The following is an 18366-nucleotide window of genomic DNA, read 5'->3' as shown; positions in this document are numbered from 1 at the left end:
TCACCCCCCGAGGAAGGGGAACTCCCACGTCTGACACCGTCCCGGACACGCTGACGGCGAACGATCAGGGAGAGAACGAAGAGCAAACCAAACCAGCCAGCGAGGAGGAGGACAAACGTGGACTGTTCCATGGGTGGGGTTCTTCCCATCCACGGCGGACTCTCTCGTCCTCGGGCCCGGATGACCGATGACGGTCAGCGCGAACCTGGCGGTGGAGGGTCCCAGCCGCCGTTGGGCCCCGCGGGCGGCTCGTCCCCGTCCGCCTCCGGAGGCCGGGGCCCACCCGGTGCGAACCGAAGGACGATCGTGGCGACCACCCAGACAACGATCCCGACGGCGATGAGAAGAATCAGCAGCCGCACCATACGCCCATCCTACGCACTCCCCTTCCCATCACCAGAGGGGAAATCGCGCCCACCGCCCGGAGCTGGGTGTCCACCCCCGAGGATGCGGGCAGCGTCGAATCTCCTTCCTGGTGCGCTCTTCAGCGCGACGGCGTTCCACGCAATCGCGGGTGGCGGGGTCGTGGGTCACGCGGGTGATGGTCGCAATGTGCGAGGCGCGATTTAGGCGCCTGTCGCCTCCCGGTTGAGCCGGTGACGGATCGTGTTGCCCGACGATGCGGGAATCGGGTTCACCCAGCCGGACAGGCAAAGGTGGCTCTGAGCGAACCCGGGCATGGTGCGATCAGACGGTCAGGCAGACCTCTGCGGCGACCGGGCCGATCCCGCCCTTGTCCAGCAGACCGGTCGCGGCGCAGCGGCTGTTGGTCCTCCTCCAGCGGCAAGGTGGCCTCGGCGATCCTTACGCCTCCAGGACCTCATATCCGGCCCCGGCCACGGCGTGTGTGAGCTGGGCGCCAAGCGTCGTGGTGCACTCGATCACCCACAGGGCGGCGAGGTCGCCGCCGTACTGTGGGCGGCCCAGGCGAGCGCGCGGGCCACACCCGCCTTGCTCGCGGGGAACTCAGCCGAAGCGACCGATGCCTACTCTGACCGGCCGGTCCCAGACCAGCCACCCCACGACTCACAGTGGTTGTAGCGGTGTGACCACGACGGGAACGCTTCGCGGTCTTGGGTTTCTGAGGTGTGGCCGGGGCGGCTGTAGGCCTTCATCGGTCAGGTGCGCCGGAAGCGTTCGAAGGTGATGCCGACTGAGGTGAAGTAGGCGGCGGCGCGTGCCTAGAACCCACCCCGGTCTGTTTCTTCCCGTCAGTGAGTAGTTCGGTGTAGGCCAGGCGAGTCTGGCCGTCCAGGGCGGTGTGTAGGAAAAGGGTGCCGAGTCGGGGTTCGTGGCGGACGGCGTGTGCGATGGCCTGTCCGGCGATCCGGACCGGCCCCACCGGCGCAGGTGCCGGAGCGTGACCACGCGGCGCTCACGGCGACTCCTGGTGCGCCCTGGCAAGGTGCAGGCGGCCAGAAACATCGACCAGGCCCGCCAGCGGTGATCGAGCTGACCTGGAACGCTCGGCCGCATGACGCATCGGCCACCCATCATCGGCAACACAGCGAGCCAAGGCCAGGCATCCACACCAAGGCCGACGGCCCGCCAACCTTTTCCAGCAGAGCCAGCGTCACCAACTCGCATGGTCAGCACACCGCCGTACCGGAAGGTTGCCGGGGACGTCCGCCTCCGGCGGTGGGACGCCGCCGCCCCCGCCACGTTCCCCGCCGCGCCCTCCTGGTCACCGCCTCAGGTCACGGTGGAGCGCGCTTGGAAGCGTTCTTCGCGCCACTCTTCGGAGCGAACGACCTCTCCCAGAACGGAGGCCGCGTCGTAGGCGTCGACGTGGCGGAGGTAGAGGGCGGCGAAGCCGAACCGCAGGACATCGGGTTCGCGGAAGTCACCGACGATGCCTCGGGCCGCGAGGGCGCGCACGATGGGGTAGGCGTGGGGGTGGCGCAGGGCCACCTGGCTTCCCCGATGGGCGTGGTCGAGAGGGGTCAGGACTTCGAAGCCGGCGGCTCGCGCGCCCTCGATGAAGATGTCGGTGAGGGCGAGACTCTTCGCGCGGAGGGCCGACTGGTCGACCTGTTCCCACACTTCCAGACTCGCCTCGAGCGCGGCGTCGGCGACGATGGGTTGGGAGCCGCTGAGGAAGGCGCTCGCGCCCGGGGCCGGATGGTAGGCGTCTGCGGCGGAGAACGGGGCGGCGTGTCCGTGCCACCCGGTGAGCGGTTGACGGGCCGTGCCGTGGTGCCGCGTCGCGACGTAGGTGAAGGCGGGGGCACCCGGTCCGGCGTTCAGGTACTTGTAGGTGCACCCGACGGCGAAGTCCACGTTGCACCGGGAGAGCTCCAGCGGCACCGCGCCGACGCTGTGGCAGAGGTCCCAGATCATCACCGCGTCGTGCTCCTGCACCAACGCGGTCAACGCGCGCATGTCCCGGAGGGTGCCGGTGCGATAGTCGACGTGGCTCAGCAGGACCGCACCGACGTCGCCCTCGGCGAGAGCGCTCGTGATCCCCTCCACCGTCGGATCCACGCGGCGATGCTCGACACCGAGGAGTTCCGAGGCCCCGTCGGTGATGTAGAGATCGGTGGGGAAGTTCCCCCGTTCCCCCACGACGGCGCGACGGTCGGGACGCAGGCGCATCCCGGCGACGACCGCTTTGAACAGGTTCGCCGAGGTGCCGTCGCCGACCACCACCTCGGCCGGCTCCGCTCCGACGAGGGAGGCGACACGGGCGCCGATGCGTCGGGGTGCCTCCCACCAGCCGGCGGCGTTCCAGCTACCGACGAGCCCCTGGCCCCACTCCTTCTCGAGCACGTCGCCAACGCGCCCCGGGACGGAGCGCGGCAACGCCCCGAGAGAGTTTCCGGCCAGATAGATGACTCCGTCGGGCAGGACGAACTCCTCCCGTAAGGAGGACAGCGGATCGGCCGCGTCCCGACGGACACACTCGTCCCTCTGTGCGCTCACATCGCCTCCAGGTCCGGTTACATCGTGTTCCGCAGTGACCACAGTTCGGGGAAGACGTCGCGCTCGGCGTTGCGACGCAGCCACTCCACCCCGCTGGAACCGCCGGTTCCCGGCTTCGCCCCGAGGGAGCGGCGCACCACGAGGAGGTGGCGCTGCCGCCAGCGTGTCACCCGCTCGGCGGTGTCCACCAGTAGTTCGGCGAGTTGCGACGCGTCGTTGTCGGGCGACTCCTCGGCGTAGACCGTGGCCCACGCGGCCTCCACGCCTGGGTCGCTCTCATAGGGCTGGGTCCAGTCCCGGGCCACGTGGTCATGCGGGACGGCGACGCCCCTGCGGGACAACAGCCGCAGAGAGGCGTCGTACAGACTTGGCTCAGCGAGGACGGCCCGCAGTCGGGCGAGTGTTCCGGGCGAGTCCCGGTGTGGGCGAAGCATCGCGGCGGACTTGTTGCCCAGCAGGAACTCCAGTTCCCGATACGTGCCGGACTGGACGCCGGAGGCCTCTCCCAGTCCGTCGCGGAACGCCGCGAACTCTCCGGGAGTCAGCGCGGCCAACAGGTCCCAGGAGTCCACCAGGACCTCCTGCGCCCGGCTCGACCGACGCAGCGCGGCCAGGGCGGTCGGTACCTGGTCGTCCTCCAGTGCGTCCCGCGCCTGCGTCCACTCGTGCGCCAGGAGCTTGAACAGCAGCTCCATCACCTGGGTGGTGATGAGGAAGCCTGTCTCCGCTGGCTGGGCCGTACGCGGGTGTTGCAGGCTCAGCAGCGTGTCGATGCCGCCGTAGCGCGCGTAGGGCGTTCCCTCACGAAAGTCCAGGGTGGGGTCATCGTCGCGCCGCTGTCGGTCCGTGACTGGCATCCTTCACACCTCCTCGTCGGATACCTCAAGCATCCCTTCTCCCCCCACGACGGTAAATGGTCTACGAACGCACAAACAGGACAATTGCCTCATGATTGACAACTCCCACCCCAGGTAGGGTTTCCAAATGGAATCCACAGATCTTGACCAGGTCGATCGCGACATCATGGCCGAACTCCAGCGAGACGCCCGGCTCTCCTTCAACGAGCTGTCCCGGCGGGTGCGGCTCTCCTCCCCGGCCGTGGCGGAGCGGGTCCGCCGCATGGAGCAGCGTGGGGTCCTCACCGGCTATCACGCGCACGTCGACCCCGCGAAGGCGGGACTCCCGGTGACGGCGTTGGTGCGGATGCAGTGCTACGGGCCGACGTGCCTGCTGCGCGACGACTCCACCCGCGGCCGGCCGGAGATCACCCAGCTGTTCCGGGTCACCGGCGACGCCTGTTGTGTGCTGGTCGTCGCCGTCGCCTCCATGGGGCACTTCGAGCGCCTGATCGACCAGCTCGCCGAGCACGGGCGACCGTCCAGCACGATGGTGCTGTCCACGCCGATCCCCTGGCGTGGCGTCGCTCCAACGTCCCACCCGAGCCCCACCACGGACGCCCAGGACCTTCGGACCGGGGGGCGGGGCGCCACATAGACTGAGCGGCACGACCGTGGCGGCCGTCCGCACCCCCCCCAACGGTGGAGTCGCCACCCGCCCGGTGCCGCCGACCCAGGGACTGCTGTGGCCATCCTGATCGATCCGCCGAACTGGCCGGGACCTCGCGGCCTCATGTGGTCCCACCTCGTGAGCGACGTTTCCCTCGCCGAGCTCCACGCGTTCGCCCGACGCCTGGACGTCCCCGAGCGGGCGTTCGACCGCGACCACTACGACGTCCCCGAGACGTTGCACGCCAAGGCGGTGAGCCTGGGCGCGTACGCGACCTCGAGCCAGGAGCTGCTCGCCCGGCTCACCGCGGCGGGGCTACGGCGCCGACGCCGCCCGCAGCGTGGTGATCTCGGCCGCGATGTTCCTTCGAGCTGACTCCTCCCACCACTTTCGTGCCAGGGGGGTGTGGAACAGCGGTGTCCGGTCGCCCAGTGTCCGCAGCACCCGGATGCGTCCCTCCCGGAAGAGCGGAGTCGGGACGTGTGCGTACTCCTGCCGGATCGCGTCGGCGTAGGCGCGATACTCCTCCCGCGCCGCCCCCAGGATGGACAGGTCGGCGTCACACAGCACCTGACCGTCGGCGTCGGAGGACGTGGGTGCGTGGGTCGCGGTGAGGCGCACCAAGCGGGCCACGTCGTCGACCCGCGACGGTTCGACGCCTACCTGAGGCAGGAGCCGCAGGGCGAGCTGGGCGCTCTCCTCCTCGTCGGTTCCGGCCGCTCCCTTGTACACCGCGTCGTGGAACCACGCCGCCATCCGCACCGCGGACACGTCCACGCACGCCGACGCCAGCGCGTCCACGGCACGCAGCACAGCGCACAGGTGGGTGGGCGTGTGGTAGCGACGATGCGGCTCACCGTAGCGGCGGAGCACGTCGTCGCGCACGGACGCCGGGCCGGGGCCGTCCCCCACCAGGTCGCGCCAGCGTCGCTCCAGTTCGTGGCGCTCCGGAGTCTTCTCCATCATCACTCTCGGTGCTTCACGATGCCGGCCTCGTAGGCGAGGATCGCGGCCCGGACCCGGTTGCGTTCGTCCAGACGCGTCAGGATCTGACTCACGTAGCTCTTCACCGTTCCCTCCACCACGTGCAGGCGCCGCGCGATCTCGGCGTTGGACAGGCCCGCGCCGACCAGTGCGAGCACCTCGCGTTCCCGGTCGGTGAGGGTGGCGACCCGCTCCCGGGCGGCCGAACCACGGCTCATCGTCTCGCCGGTGAACTCGGTGATGACGCGCTTGGCGACCTTGGGCGAAAGGAACGCCGCGCCGTCGGCCACCGCGTGCACCCCCTGGAGGAGTTCACGCGGGTCGCCGGCCTTCAACAGGAACCCGCTCGCCCCGAGGCTCAGGGCGCGCGCGATGTAGGCGTCCTCGCCGAACGTCGTCAGCATGACGACCGCCGTGTTCGGGCAGGCTCGGCGAATCTCCGCGGCGGCGGCCAGCCCGTCGAGTTTCGGCATCCGAATATCCAGGAGGGCGACGTCCGGCCGGTGCTGGGAACACTCCTCGATCGCCGCGCGTCCGTCCCCGACCTCGACGACCACGTCGATCTCGGCGTCCGAGGCGAGGATCGCTCGTACTCCGGCCCGGATCATCGCCTCGTCGTCCGCGAGCAGGACCCGAATCACCGTTTAACCCTCCACCCTGTCCACCGCTGTCAGCACGTCGTTCTCGTAACACAACCGAATGAACTCGTTCCCACCGGCGAAGAGGTCCGAGGGGATGTAGAACTCGCAAATCGCGCCCGGCGGCGGTGGTGGTGACTCGACGTCGGAGTGCACGGGCTTGAACGGGTCCACGCCGTTCAGTCGTTCCTCGACCTGTTCCCGGTCCTGCCCCACGGAGATCGTATCGAGCTCGGAGTCGGTCACGACGTTCGCCGTGATCTCGTCGCTGGTGAAGATGGTGAATACCCCTCCCACTCCGAACACGAGGATGGCGAGGACCGCGACGACCACCAGGACCGCGAAGCCGCGACGTGACTTGCGCTGCGCGGCGCGCATGGCGACCGCGATCCCGGGTGGCGCGGTGCGCTTCTCCTCGGTCTCGGCGATCCCGACCGCGCTGTGTCCGAACTCCGCGCGCGCCGCGAAACCACCATCCTCGGCGGGCCCCGCCTCGAACGCTCCCCCGGCGACCCGAACCCGTTCGGCCAACGCGACCAGCCCGCTGCCGCCGGACAGCGTCGACGGCGCGTCCCGACGCCCGGCCGCGTTGTGCACCCGCACGACGGTGTTCTCGTCGCCCCGGTGGAGCTGGACCGTGATCCGCGCGCCCGGCGCGTGTTTCGCGGCGTTGGTGAGGGCCTCCTGTACGACGCGGTAGACGGCCCGCTCGACCATGGCCGGCTGCTCGCCCTCCGGTTCGGCCCCGCTGCGTTCCAGGAGGATGTCCGCGCCGGACGCGCTGGCCCGTTCCACGAGCGTGTCGATGTCCTCGCCGGCGGGGTCCAGCGGGACGGAGTCCCCCTGTTCGCGGAGCACCCCGATGATCTCCTGGAGGCGTTCGGTGGCGGCGGTGGCGTGGGCGCGCAGCTCACCCGCTCCCTGCCGGTGGCGTTCACCGATCTCCGCGTCGAGTTCCAACGCACCGGCGCGTAGCGCGATCAGGCTGAGCTCGTGCCCGAGGGAGTCGTGCATGTCCTGGGCGATCCGGGACCGCTCCCGCAGCCGCGCCTGCTCGCGCGCGATCTGGTGTTCCCGTTCGAGCTGCGCGGCGTGCTCCCACCCCGCGGCGGCGAGCTGCTGTTCCTGGCGGCGGTGCACCCCGACCAGCCACGGCAGGATGAGGGCGAACACCATCCAGAACGCGGAGTTGATCCACCAGCCCCACTCCAGGATCGCGGTGACGATCCCGTAGCTGATCCCGGCCAGGGCGATCAGGTCGAGGAGGACGATGGCGAGACTCAACCGGGGCATTCGTCGGCCCGCCAGGTAGGCGGCGCAGATCACGGCGAGGAAGAACATGGGTGACCACAGGCACGCCACGACCGCCACCACGACCCCGAGGAGGGGGCAGGGGCGGGTGAGCACCACCACGACCGCGACAACCGCCATGGTGGCCAACAGGCTCAGCACGTGGGAGGACGGGATGACCTGGGCGACGACGGTACCGGCTCCGGTCAGGACCGTCAGGGCCAGCCAGAGCACGGCGTCACGGACGACGGCACCGCGGGTGGTCCACCAGCCCACCGGCAGCAGGACACCCCGCAGAATCTCGGGATCCACACGGGAAAATAGGCGCACGACCCGACAGTATCGAGGTCATGGGGGTGCGAAACACTGACCAACGTAGGGGGCCCACCCCAACGTTGGGCTCCGTCCGGCTACGCCTTGGTCCATACCGGATGTCCCGTTCGACGCCGTGGCGGCGCCCAGGGCCCGCCTAGCCGACGGCCGGCGAGGAGTAGCGGCGCGCGAGCGGCGCGAGCTCCCCGGGCCGGTCGGTCAGGATCCCGTCGACGTTCATCTGCAACAGCCGTGCCATGTCGTTGTGATCGCTGACGAGCCAGGCGAGAACGCCGTGTCCGCGCCGCCGCAGTTCCGCCACCAGGTCCGGGGCGAGCGTCGCGTGGAACGCGCTGAACCACGCGGGACGCAGCGTCTCCCACAGCTCCGGTGGTGGCAGCCCCTGCTCCTGCCAGGTCAACGCCAACGACGTTGGAGTCTGGCGGGCGCGCAGGGCCCGGAGGGGTTCGTGGGGTCCCAGGAGGATGGTGCGATCCGTCCGTGAGTACTCCCGAACGGCGAGGTCCGCCGCGAGGGCCGTCTCCACCGTGGGAACGTTGAGGATCAACGGTGGGCTCCCGGGACGCGCGAACTCCGAGAGCACCTCCAGGAGGGTCGGGATCCGCAGGCCGCCGCGACTCAGCATCGCGAGGTCGGTGAACGACGCGTCGGCCAACTCCCGCGCCTGTCCCCATACTCGGCGCAGAGCGTCGTGGTGCAGGACGACGACGTGGCCGTCACGCGTCAGTCCGACGTCGATCGCGAGGGCGTCGGCGCCGGCGTCGAGCGCCGCCCGCAGCGCGGGAAGCGTGTTCTCCCGGTGGTTGTGTGGGTCGCCTCGGTGGGCGATGACCATGGTCAACGGGGCTCCAGAACCGTCGGGTGATAACTGGGAAGCGCGATCGGTCGCTCCCAGTACAGGTGCCAAGTCCGGACGATAGTCGTCCCCGGCCCCAGTTTCCCACTCATTGCGGATTCCCGACCGAGGAAGACGTTCTCAGCCGCATCCGTCGAACTGTGGTACCGAGGTCGTGAGCTCCAGACCGGTCTCGCCGAACCACTGCTCCAGCATCTGTTGCGCTGGTGAGATGTCCCCCTCGTCCGAGTCGTCGTCCTCGTCCGCGCCGTTGGCGGCTTCCGTGCGATACATGGACGTGATCGCACGGTTGACCTCCTCACATCCCGCCACGTCGGACTGCCGCAGCCCCACACCATAGCGTTCCGCGGTGAATGGCGCGTTGACCATCCGGAACGCCGTGGGGTTGTCCAGCGCGAATCCGGCGAGGATCAGGTCGTCGGTGGACACCGCGTCGACCGAGCCGTCCTCCAGCATGTCGAAGCACTCACCGTAGGTGGGCGGCTCCTCGATGGCCGCGTCGACGCCCCGCCCCTCGACGATGCGGTTGGCGGAGTTGGACCCCGCGCCCTGACAGATGGTGGTGCCGTCCAGGTCGCGAACGTCGTCCACCGACTCATCGCCCGCCTGCGTCATGATGTCCTGGCGCGCCACGTAGTACGGCCCGGCGAAGTTCACCATCCGACCGCGTGCCGGGGTGATGGAGTACGTGGCGATGACCATGTCCACCTCGTCGGCCTCGAGACCGTCGATGACCTCGTCGTCGACGTCGGGAAGCTCGTCGTCGGGGACCTCGCCCTTCATCAGGACGTATTCGCGCGCCGCCGAGGGGACCTCGACGAACCGCAGGTCGGACTCCTCGAAACCGAGGTGGTCGGCGATGTAGGTGGCGACGTCGACGTCGAATCCCTCGAACTGCCCCTCCGACACCTCCAGCCCCAGCCCCGGCTGGTCGGCCTTGACCCCGATCACCAGACCGTCCTGGTCGAGGATGGACTCCTTCTCCGCGGCGAGGGCCGAGCACCCCGACGACGCGAGGACCGCCAGAGCCATCACCAGTGGGGCGTGTCGCCGTCTACCCATGGCCGGCATCACTCACTCCGTCCCTTCGGTTTCGCGCCGATTCTGTGTGTACTCGACGATGCGGGGCCGGACCCCGAAGACGACGAGCGCCGCGGCGAGGACCGCCCCCACCGGGAGGATCACGTTGGACGAGCCCAGCTCGGAGTTCGCGCTGTCCACCGCCTCCACGAAGGTCTCGTTGTGGACCTCGATGAGCTCGGTCAGTTCGGCTTCGTAGGCGAGCTGCGCCCCGGCGAGTCCGTCGTCGCTCTCGTCGAGCCGGAGCTCGGCCGCGTCGAGCAGGGTGGAGGAGTCCCGCATCTCCAGGTCCGCCTGACGGACCTGGAGGTAGGCCTCCAGGACGCTCTCCACTCCGTCCCGCTGCTCCTCGGTGAGCTCCTGGGTGCTCGCGTGCTCGCCGAGCAGGCCGAGCATTCCGTCGGGCTGCTGTTCGACGATCTCGTCGAACAGCGCCGTGTCGTGACTCTCGCCCCGGTACTCCGCGACCGCGGCCTCCGCCGCCTCCGCGAAGGTGTCGACGCTGTCGCCGGGGACGAAGAGGACGCTCTGCGAGGCCTCCAGGTAGGTCTGTTCGTAGGTGTCCGCTCGTGCGCTGTCGATCAGGTACCGGGTCTGGTCACCGTTGGTGGCCGCGCTGATGGCCCGTGCCTGGGCGAGCCGGACCTCGCTGTCGAGGCCGTCGTCGGTCGCGGAGCGCAGGTCGGAGGAGACGACGGCGAGGGAGTTGAGGGTGCCCACAGCCATCACGGCCACGACCACGCTCGCCGCGAGCAGTGCCGGACTCAGTCGCCGACGGAACTTCGCGCGGACGTAGAGCTGGAGGATCACCAGCGTGGCGATCACGACGACGCCGGTCAACGCGACGAGGAGTTGGCCCCGCTGCAGGGTGGCGTCGCCCTCCTCGGTGGCGGCACGGATGATGGACGTGCTCTCCAGGCTCAGGTTGTACGCCTTGGGGAGCACCTCCTCGCGCATGTGGTCGGTCGCCTCCGCGTAGAGTTCCCGCACCTCGGCGCTGACCGTCTCGTCGCCGTTGGACTCGGCACTGAGCAGCAGCACCTCGGCGGCGAGCCGTTCGTAGTGGCCGACCCCGTCGAGGATCTCGCCCATCGTGGCGACGGCCTCGTCGTCGCCGGCGGTGAGGCTGCTGGTCTCCAGCGCCGCCCGGTTCGCCTCGGTGCGCCGCTCCTCGTAGAGGTCCAGCGCTTCACTCCGGTCCGCGTCGGCGTCGCCCGTGGCCTGTCCGTCGTCCTCTACCCCGTTCTGGTCGGCTCCGTTGACTCCGCTGGTGCTGTCGATCAGGACGACACGGGCGACCTGGTTGTCCATCTCGGCCAACGCGTGGTACAGCTCGGCGGAACTGGACGCCCGAGGTCCGGCCTCACTTCCGATGAGCGTGACACTGTCCTGCGCCCAGGACACGAAGCTCCAGGCGACCGCGAGCAGGACCGCTACCGCGACGACGCTGATGCCGCTCATCCATCGCAGCCGTCCCGGTGTGTGGGAGGGCAACAGCCGGGTGGGGTACAGGCGTGCCTGCCGCGCCTGCTGGTACGCGCGTTGGGCGGCCCTGTCGGCCTCTGTCGCGCCTACTGACATGGGGGGTTCACCCTCTCCGCAAGGTGATGACTGTCCAGGCGCCGAGGAAGATCCGGTCGCCGTCCTTCAACGCGACCTCCGCGTTGGGGGTGATGTGTTTCTCGGTGTCGTTCACGGCCGTCCCGTTGGAGGAACCCACGTCGACGACGACCCACGTACCGTCGGGACGGGCACGCAGCTCGGCGTGCCGGTGTGAGATCGCCGGATCCCCCGTCGCCTCCGACAGGTCGATCTCGGGGTCGACGCCGCGTGCGGTGTTTCGCCGACCGACACGGATCAGGTCGCCCACGAGGCGGATCCGCCGCTGGGGTGCCCGGGAGGGGAACCGGACCACCTGCGGGTCGAGGAATCCACGGTCGGCGAGGATCTGGAAGTACCCCGGCTCCGCGGCGACGATCGCCGTCCACACCACTGACATGCCGCCCGACGTGGGCTGGCCGCCGGAGACGTGTCGCAGTGGCTCGTTGAACGCGAACCCGCAGCCCTCACAGAAGTTCCCGGTGCGCTCCAGACCGCAGTCGGGACAGTACTGGCTCGAGGGCGAACCGGCAGGTGCCGCCGGGGTGGGGGGCGGGGCGGACGCCGCGGCCGACGAGGCGGGTGCCCCGGCGAACGTCTCGGGCGGGTCGGTGGAGATGGGAGGTCCCATCGGCGGCGCCGCCAGCCCGAGTCCACACACGTGGCACCACTCGTCGTCGGTCGACTCGTGGCCAGCCGGACACTTCGGCATGGCTGTTACCTCCCTACACCGCTGTTCATGCTCGTCAGGACACGCGACAGACTAGGCCTGCTTGTTCCTGGAGATCGAGAGCGGGACCGTGCGTGACGAGCGGGTGTCCAGGGACATCTCCTTGGCGGGGTCGATGTTCGGCTTCAGGTGCACCGTGCCGCTGCGGGCGTCCTCCACGACCACGACCTCCGCCAACTGCTCGGCCTTGGCCTGGTCACCGTGCTCATAGGCGAGCTGCACCGCCCTCCCCAGCCGGAAGGTGGCGGTCGCGGCGTCGCCCTCCCGGTGGGCACGCAGGCCCTCCTGGATCGCCGACGCCAGCTCCACCTGACCGGTGTAGTGCGCGACGCGCTTATTGATCTCGGTGGCCCGCCGCTGGTCGTCAGTCCACTCGGCCAGGACGTTGCCACTGCCCAGAACGGTGCCCTCTCCGTCGGCCCGCACCAGCCGCACCCAGGCGGCGCGCATCTGGCGGCCGACCTCGCTCGGTGGCACCCGGACACACAGGTGGTACTCGCGGCTCTCCTCCCCCCACGCCGGGGTCGGGTAGTCCCCCGTACGCTCGTCGACGTCCTCGCGCCGCTGGGTGAGGTCCTCCACGGTGGGTGACACCTGCTTGACGAACTGGATGGTGGCCCCCTGCGGGGTCCACACCCGCAGGGCGACGTCGGGAACCGACTTGCCCATGGCCTCCTCCGTCATCGCCCGAAAGTCCTCCACCAAGCCGGCGGGGTCGGGGATGATGTCGATGGAGCCGAGCAGTGCCGAGGAGATGGACCGCAGCTCCTCCACATGCCAGTCCACCCCGACCCCGCGCGCGTGGCAGACGAAGCCGCCGGTACACGCGGCGAGGGCGGACTCCAGCCGGTGGCCGGGTTCGTTGTTGTAGCCGTCGGTGAGCAGGATCGCCTGCCGCACGGCGCCGGCCATGGGAGCCAGGAGCTCGTGTGCGAGGCCGAGCCACACACTCATCGCCGTCCCACCGTCGGCGCCGATCCGCCCCACGGCCGCCCGAGCCTGGGCACGGGTCTCGTCGGTGCACACCGCGAGGGACTGGGAGGGGGGATAGACCATGGTCGCCCGGTGGGTGCCCGCGACGATGGCGAAGTGCACCCCGTCGCGCAGACTGTCGATGGCGGCGGCGGCCGCCTCGCGGGCTTCGGCGATCCGGTTGCCGTACATGGACCCGGAGGCGTCGACGATGATCACCTGGCAGGCGTCGACACCCGGTCCGGCCGGCGTCGTGTGGTCACCGGTCGCCTCGACGCTCACGATCGCGTGGATCTCCGAGGCGTCGCGGTGCAGGTAGCGGTTCTGGTCGACGTGGACGGAGAACTGTGGGGCGGCTGGACTCATCACGACTCCCCTTGACTGGGCGGGACTGTGGGCACGGGAACGATGACAACGGTGATGTTGTCGTGTCCTCCCTTCTCCAACGCGAAGTTCACGCTGGATCGGGCGCTGTCCCGCGGGCTGCTGCGCGCGTCGGGGATCGCTGCGTGGAGCTCCTCTGGTGTGGGGAGGTAGTTCCACAGCCCGTCGCTGCACAGCACCAACGCACCGGCTTCGGGCGGCGTGAAGGTCACGACATGGGCGTCGACCGACACGGCGTCGGCCCCCAGCCAGGCGATGAGGGCGTGGGCGTTGGCGGACGCGCTCGCCTGCTCCTCGGTGAGACGTCCGCTGGAGACCATGTACTCGTGCCAGGAGTCGTCGCGAGTGAGGAGGCGGGGACGCGCGTGTGGGTCCTCGGGCAGCCAGTACGCGCGGCTGTCCCCGATCCAACCGATGGTGATCGACGGCGAGGACTCGGTTCCACCGCTGACGAGCGCGGAGACGTAGGTGCATGCGGGCGCCTGCTCGACCGACTCCGCGAGGCCCGCGACCGCGGCGGCCGCCGTGTTCAGGGCGTCGAACGTGGCCTCTTTGGGGTCGCGGCCGGTCGCGGTGGCCGCCGCCAACGACTCGCACCCACGGCGGGTCGCGACGGCGGCGGCCTCGTCGGGGCGTGGGGAGGCCGAGACACCGTCACTGACCACGGCCGCCACCGCCGTGGGTGGATCCTCCATGGTGCGTCCCGGGACGGCGAGGACCTTCTGCGCGTCCTCGTTGCGGCTGTAGCGAAGGCCTCGGTCGGTGACGGCCACGGCGAACCCGAAGTCGACCTCGGCGTGTTCCCGTTCCGTGCGCTGACGCATTCCGCACTGGTCGCAGAACCCCTCGGTGAGACTCCCCTGGCACCAGGTGCAGCGGTCGCTGGGCACGATGGTGCCGTCGAGGCGGTGTCCGCACTGTTCGCAGAAGTCGTCGTCGGCGATGATCGGCTCGTCGCAGGCGGGGCAGGCCGAACGTACGTTCATGTCAGGGTCCTCGGCCGCACCGCGTTGGCCTTGTCGATGAGCTCGTAGGCGCCACGCTCGTTCGGGGCGAACCGGGCGAGGTCCCGGAAGGCGTTCTCCAACCGGGCACGGACGCCGGTCTCGGTGAAGGCGTCGTCCAGCAGCACCGCGTCCGGCGGCGGCTGGCCTCCTTCGGACAGCCAGGTCAGGGCGGAGGTCAGGACGCGGACGCCCAGCCGGCTGTGCGCCTCGCTCTGCAAGCCGAGGCGCTCCAGCCGAGCTCCGGCGTCGATGATGTCCTCCACCGTCACCCCGGGGCGCCCCGGTCCGGTGTCGAGGACCCGGGCGTTGATCGCCGCCATCTGGGCCGGGATGAAGAAGATCGAGAACTGGGGCACCGTGTCCAGGACCCGGACCGCCTGGGACCGGTCGCCGTTGGCGGAGAGGTGGATGCGGGCGAGCCCGAACCCGGCGCTGACGTAGGTGTGGTCGGTGGTCCACACGGCGTCGTAGTAGGATGCCGCGTTTTGTCCCTCGAGCTCGCTGGCGATCGCCAGGCCGAGCTTGGGCGCGGCCTCACCCGGCAGGTAGTTGTACAGGGCGTCGAAGCGGTGTCGCGCGTCGGTGAACTGTCCTTCCCGCAACGTGTAGAGCGCCCAGTACCAGGCGAGGCGCCAGTCGGTGGGCTGGTTCGCCTCGCGCTGCTCGTCGGCGATCTCGTGCAGGTGGCGCCCCGCCTCGGCGAGGTCACCATTGGCGATGAGGGCCCAGACGTGCAGGAGCTGGATCTCCGGGGTCGCGGCGGCCTGCAACCGCAGGGTCTGGGCGAGGTCGGCCGGCGGCATGTCCAGGAAGTCGTCGAACTGGTCGGCCGCGGGGTCGGCCGGGTTGGGCAGCGGCACCGGCAGGGCGGCGACCGCCTCGCCCGGGTCGGGCAGCTCCAGCAGCCAGTCGACCCGCCCCGTGGAAACGCTGTCGGCTCCCGCGGTGAAGTTCTCCCCGGTGAACTGGTTGGAGGTCGCGGGGCGGGGCTGGCCGTCCTGGTGTGCCAGGACCTCGCGGAGCACGCCGGTGAGCTGCTCGGCCATCTCGTTGGCGTCCTGGAAACGGTTACCCATGGTGGGGTCCGTGGCACGCCGCAGGAACCGGTCGTAGGACTCGTGCTCCTCCAGGAGGGGCACGGTGTGGCGCGGCGGAATGGTGTGGGGATGCTCGCGCACGAAGCTGAATGGGAAGCTCAACACCGCCATGGACCGGCCCACCGTGTACAGGTCGGCCGCGATGGTGGGGCCCGGGTCCCGCAGTTCCGCCTCGGGCACGCGATAGCCGGGGGTCGCGTAGACGGGGCTGATCTGGTCGTCGATCCGGCGCACCCCACCGAGGTCGATCAGCTTGATCTGCTCCTCGCTCTGGATGACGTTGTCCGGCTTGAAGTCGCAGAACAGCAGGCCCTTGTTGTGGAGGTAGCCCAGGGCCCGCAACACCTCCAGGGCGTAGGCGATGACCTGCTCCAGCGGCAGCGCGTCGCCCGACCCCTCCTTGCGCCGCTCGACGAGGAGCTCCTTCAGGGACTTGCCCCCGACGTACTCCATGACGATGTGGCCGGTGTCCATCCCCGACACCGGGTCCGGGTGACGAACGAAGTTGTAGATCTTGACGATGTTGGGGTGTTCCACCCCGGCCAGGAAGGACCGTTCGGCGGCCGCTCCCTGGTAGGCCTCCAGGTCACCGGTGTTCAACAGCCCCTTGAGCACGACCCAGCGGTCATCGACGTTGCGGTCCCGGGCCAGGTAGATCCACCCCAGCCCCCCGTGGGCCAGGCAGCCGAGCACCTCGTACTGCCCCTGCACCCGATCCCCGGGGTTGAGTTTGGGGGTGAAGGAGAACCGTGTCCCGCAGGATCGGCAGAACCCCTCGGTGCGTCCGGCGCGGCCGTCGCGGCTGCGTCCGACCGGTTGCTGGCAGGCGCCGCAGTACCGTTCGTCCTCGGGCACCTCGGGCCGTCGCATGATCGCGCTGGAGGGGTCCCGGGTGGCGACGAAGGGCACCTGCACCATGCCGGCGCCGAGCATGCCCCGTGCCGACGTACCGCTGCGCCCGCTCAGCCGGCCGGAGTGACCGCTCCCCTTCGACCCCGAACGGCCGCGCAGGCTGCGCCGGGAGCCGCTGGTCGCCACCGGCCGCGAGACCACGGCGCCGCTCGGCCCCGAGGGGGTGGGCGGCAGTCCCCGTGCGCTGTCGCCGTTTCCACTGGTCACCGCCTCCCCGTTGGCCCCGACGGGGGCGGGTCGCGGCGCGGAATGGATCGGTGCCGCCTGCGCCGGGACGTCGGGCGCGCTCGTCGTCGTCTCGGTCGGGGCCATTCCGCACTGGTCGCAGAAGCCGTCCATGACGGAGCCCTGGCATCCGGAGGTGGTGCACGGAGTCACTGGCTCATGCCCTTTCATTGAGCGCTCGCTGGTACTGCTCGACGGCCTCGGCCGCCGCGGGCAGGTCGCAGGGGGCCTCCCAGAGCAGCTTCTCCGCGTGCTCCTGCGCCGAGTGGACGCGCGGTTCCTCCGCACGCCCCAGCCGGGCCGCCTTCACCCGGTAGGCGTCCATGCGGCCACGGAGCTCGTCGCGACGGTGGAGCCGCGCACGGTTGGCCGAGGCGGCCGACTCCACCGCCCCGGCGAGGGAGGTGATGTGAAGGTGGGTCTCCCGGAGCAGACGGTCCAACTCCTCCCAGCGGCCGTTGGTGTGCAACCAACCAAGCCGTTCGAGCTGGGGTTCCAGGGTCGTGTGGGTCTCGGGGATCGGCTCCAGCGCCGAGGCCGCGATCCGGGCTCGGATGCCCGCGAGCTGCTCGTTCGCGTCCCGCGCCGCACGGCGCACGTCCTCGGCGGCCGTGCGCACCGTGTGCAGCGCCGTCGCGGCGTTGTCACGTGTGGCGACGGCGGCGTCGAGACGGTCCCGGACCTCGATCAGACGCTCGCGGAGCGCATCCAGGGCCGTGGTGTCCACGGCGGCGGCCACGTCGTCGGTCCGGTCCGTGGGCGCGTCGGCCCGCAGCAAGGACAGGGGGTCCGTGCGCACCGTGTCCCGGAGCTGGTCCACCTGGGACGACAAGTCCGTCAGGTCGTCCGGAGCGTCTCCGAGCTCGGTCGCGCGGGCGACGGCCTCCTCGTGGAGGTCCTCGACGGTGCGCAGCCGTGGGTGAAGAACCTTCCACGCGGCGTCCGCGCTGGTCACCACGGCCGTGGCTCGACCGTAGCGCTCCACCATGTGCTCCAGTGCCTCCGACGGGGTGACGTGGCCGCGTCGCGGGTCCAACAGTGAACGGTCGGCGAGGCCACCGGTGTCCCACGGAAGCTCGATGGATGGACCACGCAACAGGTGGGTGAGATCCCGCAACTCCGCCGAACCCAGGCGGCGCTGGGTGCCACGCCTGGCCTCGGCGGCGTCCACCAGGCGCTGGTAGACGTCGAAGAGCTGCCACAGGCGCGCCAGGTCCTCGGACGCCTCCAGCCAGCGCTGGCGGGTCCGCCCGTGGAGCTCCCCACCGTGCAGGAAGCGGTAACCGGCGGTGCCCTCCAGCTCCAGCAGGTTCTCGGTGATGCGGGCCTGGTCCGTGCGCATGCCAAGGAGCGCCTCGTCGACCTGTGCCAACGTCATCACCGGTTCTGGGGGTTGGGAGCCGTGCTCCACGGCACCACTCCTACTGCGCGGGGGTATGCGGTAGTTCGTCTACTCCGAGTCTCGGGGAACTGTTACTCCGACCACAAGTGGCGAGGTGGTCTTCGGCCGCCTGCGGTCATTCGGCCTCGTCCTGGCCGTCACGGTGTCGGGTGGGTGCTATGAGATGAGCGTGACGGATCCTTCCGCGAGCGAATCACGGAGAAGCGGTGGTCGCGACGGAATTCGTCGGTTCCGGATATCTGGCCGTATCCGGACGCGTGATCATGACGAACCGGAATGATGTCGATTGAGTGCGGTGTCGCCGATCTGCCGGATTCGCCGAACTGGACAGACGTGCCGGGTGTGGCGGAAGTAATCCACATATAGTCCGGACCTCTGCCAGTTCGTTACCCACGGCCACTCTGGAAGCTGTTAACGTCGAAACCCACG

Annotated in this window: 15 protein-coding genes and 1 pseudogene; 2 read left to right on the top strand and 14 right to left on the bottom strand. The window is 69.9% G+C overall.

All coding sequences use genetic code 11. The features are described 5' to 3' along the window. Positions 1-453: 453 nt before the first annotated feature. The 3 genes and pseudogenes from J4H86_RS25485 to J4H86_RS25475 all read right to left on the bottom strand — a co-directional run. Positions 454-744: pseudogene (locus tag J4H86_RS25485) on the bottom strand (transposase); the annotation flags it as partial. 948 nt (positions 745-1692) lie between these two features. Next, the gene (gene kynU / locus J4H86_RS25480) at positions 1693-2922 is read right to left on the bottom strand and encodes a kynureninase (protein ID WP_236540854.1); all 1230 of its coding nucleotides are present in this window, start codon (positions 2920-2922) and stop codon (positions 1693-1695) included. Between the two features lie 17 nt (positions 2923-2939). Beyond that, positions 2940-3779: a tryptophan 2,3-dioxygenase gene (locus J4H86_RS25475; RefSeq protein WP_236540853.1), complete on the bottom strand. Its 840-nt coding sequence runs from the start codon at positions 3777-3779 to the stop codon at positions 2940-2942. A gap of 127 nt (positions 3780-3906) precedes the next feature. Here J4H86_RS25475 and J4H86_RS25470 point away from each other — a divergent pair, with 127 nt between their 5' ends. Then, positions 3907-4416, top strand: coding sequence for an Lrp/AsnC family transcriptional regulator (locus tag J4H86_RS25470; RefSeq protein ID WP_236540852.1), 510 nt, complete (start codon positions 3907-3909; stop codon positions 4414-4416). Positions 4417-4503: 87 nt separating this feature from the next. After that, positions 4504-4803: a DUF4031 domain-containing protein gene (locus tag J4H86_RS25465; RefSeq protein ID WP_236540851.1), complete on the top strand. Its 300-nt coding sequence runs from the start codon at positions 4504-4506 to the stop codon at positions 4801-4803. On the opposite strand, the gene J4H86_RS25460 is transcribed toward J4H86_RS25465, so the two are convergent. The 11 genes from J4H86_RS25460 to J4H86_RS25410 form a co-directional block, all read right to left on the bottom strand. Then, entirely contained in the window at positions 4744-5394 is a 651-nt protein-coding gene (locus tag J4H86_RS25460; RefSeq protein ID WP_236540850.1) for an HD domain-containing protein, read from the bottom strand. The genes J4H86_RS25465 and J4H86_RS25460 overlap by 60 nt on opposite strands. Continuing rightward, complete coding sequence (locus J4H86_RS25455; RefSeq protein ID WP_236540849.1) at positions 5394-6053, bottom strand: response regulator; 660 nt, start codon at positions 6051-6053, stop codon at positions 5394-5396. Before J4H86_RS25455 ends, J4H86_RS25460 begins: the two co-directional genes overlap by 1 nt. Before the next feature lie 3 nt (positions 6054-6056). After that, on the bottom strand, positions 6057-7670 hold the full coding sequence (locus tag J4H86_RS25450; RefSeq protein WP_236540848.1) for a sensor histidine kinase: 1614 nt from the start codon (positions 7668-7670) through the stop codon (positions 6057-6059). Positions 7671-7809: 139 nt separating this feature from the next. Next, complete coding sequence (locus J4H86_RS25445) at positions 7810-8508, bottom strand: glycerophosphodiester phosphodiesterase (protein WP_236544175.1); 699 nt, start codon at positions 8506-8508, stop codon at positions 7810-7812. A 141-nt stretch (positions 8509-8649) separates the two neighbouring features. Next, complete coding sequence (locus tag J4H86_RS25440; RefSeq protein WP_236540847.1) at positions 8650-9591, bottom strand: transporter substrate-binding domain-containing protein; 942 nt, start codon at positions 9589-9591, stop codon at positions 8650-8652. 12 nt (positions 9592-9603) lie between these two features. Beyond that, positions 9604-11190, bottom strand: coding sequence for a hypothetical protein (locus tag J4H86_RS25435; RefSeq protein ID WP_236540846.1), 1587 nt, complete (start codon positions 11188-11190; stop codon positions 9604-9606). A 7-nt stretch (positions 11191-11197) separates the two neighbouring features. Then, positions 11198-11920 carry an FHA domain-containing protein gene (locus tag J4H86_RS25430; RefSeq protein ID WP_236540845.1) on the bottom strand — a complete coding sequence of 241 codons (723 nt, stop codon included), beginning with the start codon at positions 11918-11920 and terminating at the stop codon, positions 11198-11200. 51 nt (positions 11921-11971) lie between these two features. After that, complete coding sequence (locus J4H86_RS25425) at positions 11972-13276, bottom strand: VWA domain-containing protein (protein ID WP_236540844.1); 1305 nt, start codon at positions 13274-13276, stop codon at positions 11972-11974. Next, positions 13276-14280 carry a PP2C family serine/threonine-protein phosphatase gene (locus tag J4H86_RS25420; RefSeq protein ID WP_236540843.1) on the bottom strand — a complete coding sequence of 335 codons (1005 nt, stop codon included), beginning with the start codon at positions 14278-14280 and terminating at the stop codon, positions 13276-13278. The genes J4H86_RS25425 and J4H86_RS25420 overlap by 1 nt, the downstream gene beginning before the upstream one ends. Beyond that, on the bottom strand, positions 14277-16649 hold the full coding sequence (locus tag J4H86_RS25415) for a serine/threonine-protein kinase (protein ID WP_236540842.1): 2373 nt from the start codon (positions 16647-16649) through the stop codon (positions 14277-14279). Before J4H86_RS25415 ends, J4H86_RS25420 begins: the two co-directional genes overlap by 4 nt. Positions 16650-16692: 43 nt before the next feature. Further along, the gene (locus J4H86_RS25410; RefSeq protein WP_236540841.1) at positions 16693-17946 is read right to left on the bottom strand and encodes a hypothetical protein; all 1254 of its coding nucleotides are present in this window, start codon (positions 17944-17946) and stop codon (positions 16693-16695) included. Positions 17947-18366: the final 420 nt, after the last annotated feature.

Origin of the sequence: Spiractinospora alimapuensis, from assembly GCF_018437505.1 — a bacterium.
GTDB lineage: Bacteria > Actinomycetota > Actinomycetes > Streptosporangiales > Streptosporangiaceae > Spiractinospora > Spiractinospora alimapuensis.
The sequence above is the reverse complement of the archived record's forward strand: the minus strand, read 5'-3'. Positions and strand labels throughout refer to the sequence as shown.